This window comes from Thioflexithrix psekupsensis, assembly GCF_002149925.1.
Taxonomy (GTDB): domain Bacteria; phylum Pseudomonadota; class Gammaproteobacteria; order Beggiatoales; family Beggiatoaceae; genus Thioflexithrix; species Thioflexithrix psekupsensis.
Window position 1 is genome coordinate 60,845 of record NZ_MSLT01000002.1, and the last position, 9,565, is coordinate 70,409.

Sequence of the window (9,565 nt, forward strand, 5' to 3'; positions counted from 1 at the left end):
CATTATTTAGTGCATATTAAAGTCATTGTTAAAAGATTCCAACAGGAAAAAATAATGTCACCCCCTATTGCTTGCATTTGTTTTGATTTAGACGACACCTTATGGCCAGTGAATGTGGTTATTACGCGAGCGGAGCGTGTTTTACACGAATGGCTTTTGTCATACTATCCGCGTTTGGCGCGGCGTTTTAGCAGCCGTGATCTGCGCAAACTCCGCGAACAATTATTGCTGCAACATCCTCATTTAGCGTGTGATTTTTCTACCTTGCGCAAAATGAGTTTACATCATGCGGCCGAGCGCGTGGGTTATCGCCCTGATTTCGTAGAACAAGCCTTAGAGATTTTTTTACAAGCGCGTCACGATGTGACCTTGTACCACGATGTTTTGCCCACGCTACAAGCCTTACACGGGCGTTATCGCCTTTCTACTTTGACCAATGGCAACGCCGATGTCAACCGTTTATCGTTGTCCGCATGGTTTGATTGTAATATTCAAGCCTGTCAAATCGGGGTGGCCAAACCTGCTGTTGAGCCGTTCCATGCCATTTGTAAAATGCTGGCGGTGTCACCTGAACAGGTTTTACACGTGGGCGATGATGTCACTTGCGATGTACAAGGCGCGCAAAATGCGGGAATGCAGGCGATTTGGCTCAATCGCACCCGCGAACCATGGCGCAGCGAAACGCCACAACCTCCTACAATTCATTCGTTGACAGAATTATTGCCTTTGCTGACCTAAGTTTTAATTTGCAACTAAGGGCGATTGGGTCTATACTGAGCGCATACTAAGTATTAAAACACAACTAAGTCTATTCTGTCTCAATTTTCGGAGGCTGTCATGTTATCGGATTTATATCGCGCTTCACTCAGTTTATTAACCGATTTTTACCAACTCACAATGGCTTATTCCTATTGGAAACAAGGAATGCAAGATCATGAAGCTATTTTTCATTTATTTTTCCGTAAAAATCCAGAAAATAACGGCTTTTGCATTGCTGCTGGATTAGAAACGGCTTTAGACTATTTAGAACAGTTTCAATTTACGCAAGACGATGTGGAATATTTAGCCACTTTAAAAGGGCATGACAATCAGCCTTTATTTGAAACGGCTTTTTTAGCTTATTTAAAAACAGTACGTTTTACAGGAAATATTGATGCCATACCAGAAGGCACATTGGTTTTTCCGCATGAGCCATTATTGCGGGTGCAAGGATCGCTATTACAATGCCAATTGGTAGAATCTGCTTTGCTCAATATTATCAATTTCCAAACCCTAATTGCCACCAAAGCCAATCGCATTTGTCGGGCAGCAATGGGCGATCAAGTTTTGGAATTTGGTTTGCGTCGCGCTCAGGGAATTGATGGCGGATTATCAGCCAGTCGTGCCGCTTATTTAGGCGGCTGTTCGGCAACTTCTAATGTGTTAGCGGGGAAATTATATGATATTCCCGTTAAAGGCACTCATGCGCACAGTTGGGTGATGTCTTTTGATAGTGAAATCAGCGCATTAAGAGCTTATTCTGAATCGATGCCGAATAATTGTGTTTTTCTAGTCGATACTTATGACACTTATCAAGGCGTTGCGAATGCCATTAAAATTGGCTTGGAATTAAAACAACAAGGACGGCAATTATTAGGCATTCGTTTAGATTCGGGAGATTTAACAGTTTTAAGCCAATATGCGCGAAATGAATTGAATCAAGCAGGCTTATCTCAAGTTAAAATTATCGCCAGTAATGACTTAGATGAATATGAAATTGCTCAGTTAAAACAAAAACGCGCTGCCATTGATATTTGGGGCGTAGGGACTCGTTTAATTACCAGTTATGATCAACCCGCTTTGGGTGGTGTTTACAAGCTGGCGGCATTGCGTGCGCCCGGCCAAACGTGGCAGTATAAATTAAAGCGTTCTGAGCAAGCCATTAAAACATCCATACCGGGTATTTTACAAGTGGCGCGTTATCTTGATCATCATGATTTTTTTGCGATGGATTTAATCTATGAAGCCGGTCAAGAAAATAAACTTTCTTTAAATAGCCATTTATCGCTTCATTCGCTATTAATTCCTGTGATGCAAGCGGGAGAATATTGTGCTGAATATCCCTCTTTATTACAAATTCAGCAACGAGTAAGCGATCAATTGGCGCATTTACCCGAATCAATACGCGCATTAAGCACGCCTGATATTTATCGCGTGCAATTAGATAATGAATTATCTTTAAGACAACAACAATTAATGGCGCAATATAACTGCTAAGGATAAGGCAATGAAATATTTAAAAGTAGGTGCAGCAGTACTTAATCAAACTCCCTTAGATTGGGAGGGGAATCAACAACGGATTGAAGTAGCCATTAAAGCAGCTAAAGAAGCACAAATCAGTGTTTTATGTTTACCAGAATTGTGTATTAGTGGTTATGGTTGTGAAGATATGTTTTTATCTCCGGCCACGTTATTGCAATCTAAACGGGTTTTATCGGCTTTAGTTTCTCACACAGAATCTATTATTGTCGCGGTCGGTTTGCCATTAAGTTATCAGAATCGAATTTATAATGTGGTTTGTTTATTAGCCAATGGGAAAATTTGTGGTTTTGTGGCGAAACGTTTCTTAGCAGGCGATGGTATTCACTATGAGCCACGCTGGTTTCAAGCGTGGCCAGAAGATATTTCCGTCGAATTAGAATTTAATGGGCAACATTATCCGCTTGGGGATATTTATTTTAATTGTGGTGGGGTGAGAATTGGTTTTGAAATTTGTGAAGAAGCATGGGTCGCCAATCGACCTGGGATTAAATTAGCCCAGCGAGGTGTGGATATTATTTTAAATCCCAGTGCCAGTCATTTTGCATTTGATAAACATGCGATTAGACAGCGTTTTGTTTTAGAAGGATCACGGGCTTTTAGTGTCAGTTATATTTACACGAATTTATTGGGTAATGAATCGGGTAGAGCGATTTATGATGGAGATGCGTTATGTGCCAGTCGTGGGCAATTATTAGCGAGTAATCCGCGTTTTAGTTTTGCGGATTATCAGCTTATTAGTGCGTTTATTGATGTCGATTTAACCCGCATCGCGCAGGCGCGCACGGGGGAAGCGGTGCCAAATTTGGACACGCGGGTTTATATTCCCTTTGATTTCGCGCCTTTACAGCCCACAGCCAATCCGCAATGCGTGGAAACGTGGGAATTGAGTCCTGCTCTGCGTGAGGAAGAATTTGCGCGGGCAGAGGCGTTGGGCTTGTTTGATTATTTGCGTAAAAGTCGTTCGCATGGTTTTGTATTATCTCTCAGTGGTGGCGCGGATTCGGCGGCAATTGCTTGTTTAATTCGTTTAATGGTGATGCTAGGCGTGCGTGAATTGGGAATGGAAGGATTTTGTCAAAAATTGGCTTATTTTCCCTTGCAAAAAACAGATATTAACGGCTTAATGTCACAATTACTCACTTGCGTTTATCAGGCCACTTGTTATTCTGGAGAAATTACGGAAAAGGCTGCGGAAACTTTGGCTTTTGGTTTAAATGCCAGTTATTTAAAACTAGATGTGGATTTTTTGAGAAAAGGTTATATTGATTTAATCAGTCAAGCCATTAATAGAACGCTACATTGGGATAAAGATGATCTGGCTTTGCAAAATATTCAAGCACGCATTCGTGCGCCCAGTGTTTGGTTATTGGCGAATTTAAAAAATGCGTTATTATTAGCGACCAGTAATCGTTCAGAAGCGGCTTTAGGTTATGCCACGATGGATGGGGATACCTGTGGCGGATTAAGTCCCTTAGCAGGCATTGATAAAGCCTTTTTGCGCCGTTGGTTATGTTGGTTAGAAACGCAAGGCGTGCATGATTTAGGCGTAATGCCTTATTTGCATTTAGTGAATAATCAACAACCTACCGCAGAATTACGTCCAGCCGAAATGCAACAAACCGATGAAGCCGATTTAATGCCTTATGAAGTGGTTAATATTATTGAAAAAGCGATGGTTAGAGATCGACAAACACCACAAGAAATTGTTTTGTTATTAAAAAGCCTATATCCAGAGCAAGAACAGGCGCAATTGATTTTATGGGTGACGCGCTTTTTTCGTTTATGGAGTCGCAATCAATGGAAACGAGAAAGATATGCGCCCAGTTTTCACTTAGATGATGAAAATGTTGACCCTAAAACAGGCTGTCGTTTTCCTATTTTATCGGGTGGATTTGAATGGGAATTAAAGGCTTTATCTGATAATATGCTGCTGTAATGTTTTAGGTTTTTGTTTAGAGTTAGAATTGTCAGAATTGAAGAATTAACCCGCTTTGAAAAATAGAGAAACAAACGATAGACACTAGCCAATTTTGAAATTCTGTCAATTCTGATTTAGATAAATTAGCATAACAGTAATCTTTTTTAGTTGGTTAGAATTCCTTGTTGAAAATGAGTCACGTCCACCTTGCTTACTTATTTCAGCAAAACATCTTTTGGCGGGATTGAATTGATCATGTAATCAACAAAGCCAAAATGTATATCTATTACATCTGATATAAAAAAATACCCGTCTAGTTTATAAGTACCATGAGAATATCTAAAGTCATGATCCGTACCTGATATATGTATCAAATAACCGCCACAACTGTCGATTCCAACTTCTTTGATACATTCAGTATCTCCTGAGCTTATGCCGATAGATGAAAAGTCTTCACTAGCCCATATAAAGTCTTGAACATCAAAGTCCAAATTTATCTTAACAATATTCCCTAGATTTTTATCTATAAAATCAGCAATTTCACTGGCATTACTGTCAGATAACGAATTGGAATAGGTAGGAATTTCTTTTTTCTGAAGGTTTAATAAATCAGGAAAGAATGCAGCAATTATGCCAGTAATGGTTGCAATTAAACCAAGCAATCCAGTAATGAAAATACCTGCTTTTTTGAATGTGGAATGATTTGTCTGTAAATCAGGATTTGCACCAGACATTTTATTCTCCTTAAATAGTTCTAAATACCCAACCAAATTAACGTGAATTCAACACCGTTGAACTCACGTTAAATTCTCAAATTTAGTCGTCGCTAAACAGCCAATAAACCAATCCACCCACCGCAGCGGCCGCTACAACGGGAGCGGCAACAACAGCGGCTGCACCCGCCGCCATTCCACCACCTACTGCTGCACCAATTGTGGCTAAACCAGCGGGACCTGCACCTACTGTAGCCAATGTTGCCACAGAACCTGCGGCACCTGCTACAGCCCCTGCATAAGTACCCGTTTGCGCTTTATCACAAGCACTTTGATTTTCACAATTGGTATAAAGTGCTTCGTTCATCAAATGAGCCGCGCCTAAGCCACCAGCACCCCCTACTAAGCCTGCTCCTGCAACAACACCACCACCGATAACTGCTCCTGCTGTTGCCATGTTGCTCATGATTGCCGCACCAGAAGCCCCTTGAACACCGTATGCTAAAGCAGCAGCACTACCAACTGATTTTGCTGCATCTACAGTTTCAATAATACTGCCATCAGCCAAAACCGAAGCTGAACCTGAACATAAAGCAAGTAATAAGGTCACTTTTAAAGCTAAAGATTTCATAAGGGTATGTTTCCTCTGTATAAAAATAAAAAATAATTCAGGTAATTTTTATCACCCGATAAGAAAATTAGTTACAGAATATTAATCAACTCTGCAACTAATTTAAAATGCACAGTTTTTGAAAAATATTAGTTATTCAAAAACTATCAAACAAATTCTGTACCTATTGCTAAAACAAGTGCCATCGCTAAACTATATCCAATAGCCTGCCCGAAACTATTAGCAAATCCAAAGGCAAAGGTTATAATTAAAGCAATTACGAAAGAAATCAAAAACTTTATCATAATAATCTGACTCCTATACCAATTTTTTCAGAGTCGTATAATAATACTTTTTAAATAGGAGAGAATAATGAACAAGAGATATGAAGATTTAGAAGAGTTAATGTCAACAGGTGAAGCGAGAGAAGTGAAGCGAGCGATGGCAGTAAGAATGTCTTTGCTTGGTTTTGTGCGTGCGGAAGCGGCTTTAGCGTGTTGTGTCAGTGTGCAATTTGTGGATAAATGGAAAGCCATTTATTTAGCGTCAGGGGTGGAAGGATTAAAGTTAGCGTATAAAGGCTCGCCAGGGTATTTAAAGCCGCGTGAACGAGAAGATGTGATTAATTGGATACAAGAAAAGAAGACAATAACAATAGAGGAACTAAAGAGATACTTAAAAGAGGAGTATGATGTTTTCTATTCTTCAAATACTTCTTATACTAAATTATTAGAAGAAGCGAATTTAAGTTATAAGAAGACACACAAAGAGAATTCGGCAAAAGATGAGGTAAAAGTAGAAGCTAAAAAAAAAGAGATTAAGGATTTAATAGATAAGGAGCGTGAACAGATAGAAAGTGGAGAGGTAATGTACTGGATGCAAGACGAAAGCCATCAGTTGTGGGGAGATATTTGTGCTTATGTTTGGTCGAAAAAAGGAGAAAGAACGTCAATAAAGATGAGTAATTATCGCACTTCTCAAACGTGGTATGGAGCGGTGAATATTTATACGGGAGAATTTATTTTAGATAGGGCAAAGAAAGCTGATACAAAATATACGATAGACTTTATTAACTGGCTCATTTACAGATATAAAGAAGCCCGTCATGTGATTATTTGGGATGGTGCAAGTTATCATCGTTCTGAAGGTTTAAGAACTTATTTAGAGAAATTAAATGGGGGACTTCCAGAATCAGAATGGAAAGTTCGTTTATTAAGATTTGCGCCCAATGCACCAGAGCAAAATCCAGTCGAGGATATTTGGCTTCAAGGTAAGAATTGGGTCAGAAAGAATTTTCATCGTCTATCAAGCTTTGAAGAAGTCACTAGTATGTTTGAGACCTTTTTGTCAGGTAAAGTGTTTAAGTTTAATAAAATTAAACAGTATCTTATACCTAATATCTAGCTAGATATTAGAACTTAATTTGTTTTTATATCTCACATAATTTTGGTATATAAAACCTAACAAAACCGATCCCGCGTTTCCAAAAAACACCGAATATCCTTAATTGTTGCAATTCGTCGATGTACATTTTTAATCGTCATCAAACGACACAACTCGTCTAAATAACCATAATTCGCCTTAACCTGCTCAATCCAATCAAACACCCGCACATATTTACCTTTAATCGTCAACCGCTTACGCATCACCGTAAAATCCATAATCAACCCGTCCAAATCCAAATACGGCAAATCCCCAAAAATAGAGCGGTACATCTGATAAATCACATATTCCACAATTGAGTCATACGCATTAGGCGACGACATCATTTCTCGCGTAAACATCTCATGTAAAATCGCCCCCAACGCATAAATATCCGCCGCTAACCCAATTTCTCCCGAATCTCGAAAAAACGGATGTGGCTTATATCCCATGTGTACCTGCTCTGGCGAACCATAACGCGCACTCATCAAACGCACACCCACTTCCGTTTCCACCAAAGCAAAATCAGCACTCGCTGTAAAATCCGTGATGCCAAAATCTGCAATGATTAACCGATCATTTACTGCATCATAAAAAATATTTTCGGGTTTCAAATCTCGATGCACAAAGGCAAACTGATTTAAATACTCAACCCCATCCAATAATTGATGAAATAACGGTAACACGCGATCATGTGCCAAATCTTCGGCGATCAAATCCTTCAAGGTTTTTGGATACAATGGCATCACATAAAACGGCTGTGCCTCACCATCAACGGTGACAAAATCGGTCGTTACCGCTCGCAACAGATGGTCATGCGTGTGCTTTGCGGCAAAACGCATTTCATTCTCAAAGCGTCTAAACTGCATTTCATGCTCACTGCGTTTTAATTTACACAAATGCTTTAACGCAAAACGCTGATGCGAATCAGCAACCGCACTGACTTCATACACCAAAGAACCACTTCCCCCTTCGCCTAATTGACGAATGACTTGGAAGTCACCATGATCAGCAGTGTGATAAATCATTAACATAAAATTTACCATAGTCATTAGAAGAATATAATAAAAAACTTAGAAAAATAATAACAATTCGGATAAAAAAATAACAAGTATTTTTTATTATTTTAGAAAACAACTGTTTAATTAAAAAACCAAGCATTTTACTATAGTTTTAATCCCGTTTATCGACTGCATTTTTTCTGACAACCAGTCGGACAGAAAAATTAACCGAATAAGGAATAATAATACATGTTTGCTCAACTGTTGCACAGCCTAATAACACACCTTCCCCAATACAGTCAAGAAGGCGGACACCATACTTCTGTCAGTCGAGAACAACTACAACATGCTTTACAAAATACAGGCAATGATCCCCAAGCGGTTGCTGTTTTACTTGACCTGATTGAACGCCTACTCAGCAGCACAGCCACCCTCGAACCTGCTGTATTAGCCCAACAGCAGTGGCAATTTATCTCATTTCCTGCGCGTTTATTTGTCCTTTCCCTGCTACAAACCTTACTTGATTCTGACGTACAACTATTGCCTGCCACTTTTTGGCGCAGTGATCGCTACGAACATTCGCATACTGTGGATCAACAACATGAATTACTTGCTGCTTTAGAAACTCGCCGCGTACAACAACATCGTGGTGAAAAACCCGCCCCGATTCGCTTTGTTGCTATTGCGGCGGCGTGGTTCAAATTGGGACAACATTTTTATTACATCGCCGCGAAATGAGCAAAATTCGGGATAATCACGGCGAATATGTCTTAATTGGAGGACGAGTGTGTTATGAAGATGTCGCGGCTTGCGACATTGCACCCGCCGCCGTCATGACGCGACTGAACCAACTGCAACAATTGCCGTTGGCCGCATTTGAAATGGCTTTAAAAAGGGAAATTACTGAAGAAACAGACTTAGAATATGAAGAAGATTATGAATTTACCCATTGGCAAGCCTTAAAACCTTGTTGCTGGTTAGCAGGGACTGCCGCAGATTATTCTTACACCGAATATACCGTACACTATTTTGAATCCAATTAACCTTAACAGGATTTTTAAAATTAGTACAAAAAGAACAAAACAATCCTTATCACTTTACCCGTTTTACTCAAGAAGAATTATGGGCAGGAAAACAAGTGGCAGGTCATAAAACAAATATGCACATTTTCAAACATCATTTAGCCTACAATGAACAGGATTTTTTAACACAATTAACCGCATTACCTGCGAGTTTTACGCGACATTATTTATTTACAAAAGACAGTGATCGCATCACGCTACCTTTAACCAATCAAACCCCTTTACGCAAAGGAATTAATGGCAAAGAAAAGCCTTATAAACAACTTGAATTAACTTTATTACAATGCCAATTACTTTGGTTATTAGGTGCAGCGGCGCGGGGTTTTTCTTTACACACCTGCCATAGCCAATTAAACGTATTAGAATATGGTTGGTTAAAAACTACTGATCCAAAAATGAATGCTGAATTAAAAACCCTTGCCAATCAACTAAAAATTGTTCATTTGCCATTAATTGAAGTTTTTGCCGATCATTATTTTCATTTAACCGTACAACCCAACTGCATTTTCTTTGATGAA

At 39.4% G+C, this 9,565-nt stretch carries 11 protein-coding genes; 7 read left to right on the forward strand and 4 right to left on the reverse strand.

Going from position 1 to position 9,565, the window contains the following annotated elements:
• Positions 1 to 54 precede the first annotated feature (54 nt).
• From TPSD3_RS01250 to nadE, 3 genes are all read left to right on the forward strand, one after another.
• The gene (locus tag TPSD3_RS01250) at positions 55 to 738 is read left to right on the forward strand and encodes an HAD family hydrolase (protein WP_176329672.1); all 684 of its coding nucleotides are present in this window, start codon (positions 55 to 57) and stop codon (positions 736 to 738) included.
• A gap of 99 nt (positions 739 to 837) precedes the next feature.
• Complete coding sequence (locus tag TPSD3_RS01255) at positions 838 to 2,256, forward strand: nicotinate phosphoribosyltransferase (RefSeq protein ID WP_086486786.1); 1,419 nt, start codon at positions 838 to 840, stop codon at positions 2,254 to 2,256.
• A gap of 10 nt (positions 2,257 to 2,266) precedes the next feature.
• Complete coding sequence (gene nadE / locus TPSD3_RS01260) at positions 2,267 to 4,237, forward strand: NAD(+) synthase (RefSeq protein WP_086486787.1); 1,971 nt, start codon at positions 2,267 to 2,269, stop codon at positions 4,235 to 4,237.
• A 197-nt stretch (positions 4,238 to 4,434) separates the two neighbouring features.
• Here nadE and TPSD3_RS01265 read toward each other — a convergent pair whose 3' ends face one another.
• From TPSD3_RS01265 to TPSD3_RS17385, 3 genes are all read right to left on the reverse strand, one after another.
• Positions 4,435 to 4,953 carry a hypothetical protein gene (locus TPSD3_RS01265; protein ID WP_086486788.1) on the reverse strand — a complete coding sequence of 173 codons (519 nt, stop codon included), beginning with the start codon at positions 4,951 to 4,953 and terminating at the stop codon, positions 4,435 to 4,437.
• Between the two features lie 82 nt (positions 4,954 to 5,035).
• Positions 5,036 to 5,542 carry an RNA polymerase subunit sigma-24 gene (locus TPSD3_RS01270; protein ID WP_140048450.1) on the reverse strand — a complete coding sequence of 169 codons (507 nt, stop codon included), beginning with the start codon at positions 5,540 to 5,542 and terminating at the stop codon, positions 5,036 to 5,038.
• Between the two features lie 167 nt (positions 5,543 to 5,709).
• Positions 5,710 to 5,847, reverse strand: coding sequence for a hypothetical protein (locus tag TPSD3_RS17385; protein WP_176329673.1), 138 nt, complete (start codon positions 5,845 to 5,847; stop codon positions 5,710 to 5,712).
• A 67-nt stretch (positions 5,848 to 5,914) separates the two neighbouring features.
• On the opposite strand from TPSD3_RS17385, the gene TPSD3_RS01275 reads away from it, so the two are divergent.
• The gene (locus TPSD3_RS01275; protein WP_086486790.1) at positions 5,915 to 6,946 is read left to right on the forward strand and encodes an IS630 family transposase; all 1,032 of its coding nucleotides are present in this window, start codon (positions 5,915 to 5,917) and stop codon (positions 6,944 to 6,946) included.
• Between the two features lie 56 nt (positions 6,947 to 7,002).
• On the opposite strand, the gene TPSD3_RS01280 is transcribed toward TPSD3_RS01275, so the two are convergent.
• Positions 7,003 to 7,998 (reverse strand): protein kinase domain-containing protein, encoded by a 996-nt coding sequence (locus tag TPSD3_RS01280; protein ID WP_176329674.1) that lies wholly within the window; start codon positions 7,996 to 7,998, stop codon positions 7,003 to 7,005.
• 216 nt (positions 7,999 to 8,214) lie between these two features.
• On the opposite strand from TPSD3_RS01280, the gene TPSD3_RS01285 reads away from it, so the two are divergent.
• The 3 genes from TPSD3_RS01285 to TPSD3_RS01295 form a co-directional block, all read left to right on the forward strand.
• Entirely contained in the window at positions 8,215 to 8,703 is a 489-nt protein-coding gene (locus TPSD3_RS01285; protein ID WP_086486792.1) for a hypothetical protein, read from the forward strand.
• A complete protein-coding gene (locus TPSD3_RS01290; protein WP_086486793.1) occupies positions 8,700 to 9,008 on the forward strand; it encodes a hypothetical protein in 309 nt (102 codons plus the stop codon). Before TPSD3_RS01285 ends, TPSD3_RS01290 begins: the two co-directional genes overlap by 4 nt.
• Positions 9,009 to 9,124: 116 nt before the next feature.
• Positions 9,125 to 9,565 (forward strand): hypothetical protein (locus TPSD3_RS01295; protein WP_176329675.1); only part of this gene is annotated, 441 nt, incomplete at its 3' end.

Bases quoted from the DNA above. Each gene is read 5' to 3' on its own strand.
- nadE (WP_086486787.1), top strand. From the start codon at position 2,267: ATGAAATATTTAAAAGTAGGTGCAGCAGTACTTAATCAAACTCCCTTA.
- TPSD3_RS01285 (WP_086486792.1), top strand. From the start codon at position 8,215: ATGTTTGCTCAACTGTTGCACAGCCTAATAACACACCTTCCCCAATAC.
- TPSD3_RS01250 (WP_176329672.1), top strand. From the start codon at position 55: ATGTCACCCCCTATTGCTTGCATTTGTTTTGATTTAGACGACACCTTA.
- TPSD3_RS17385 (WP_176329673.1), bottom strand. From the start codon at position 5,847: ATGATAAAGTTTTTGATTTCTTTCGTAATTGCTTTAATTATAACCTTT.
- TPSD3_RS01265 (WP_086486788.1), bottom strand. From the start codon at position 4,953: ATGTCTGGTGCAAATCCTGATTTACAGACAAATCATTCCACATTCAAA.
- TPSD3_RS01255 (WP_086486786.1), top strand. From the start codon at position 838: ATGTTATCGGATTTATATCGCGCTTCACTCAGTTTATTAACCGATTTT.
- TPSD3_RS01280 (WP_176329674.1), bottom strand. From the start codon at position 7,998: ATGTTAATGATTTATCACACTGCTGATCATGGTGACTTCCAAGTCATT.
- TPSD3_RS01275 (WP_086486790.1), top strand. From the start codon at position 5,915: ATGAACAAGAGATATGAAGATTTAGAAGAGTTAATGTCAACAGGTGAA.
- TPSD3_RS01290 (WP_086486793.1), top strand. From the start codon at position 8,700: ATGAGCAAAATTCGGGATAATCACGGCGAATATGTCTTAATTGGAGGA.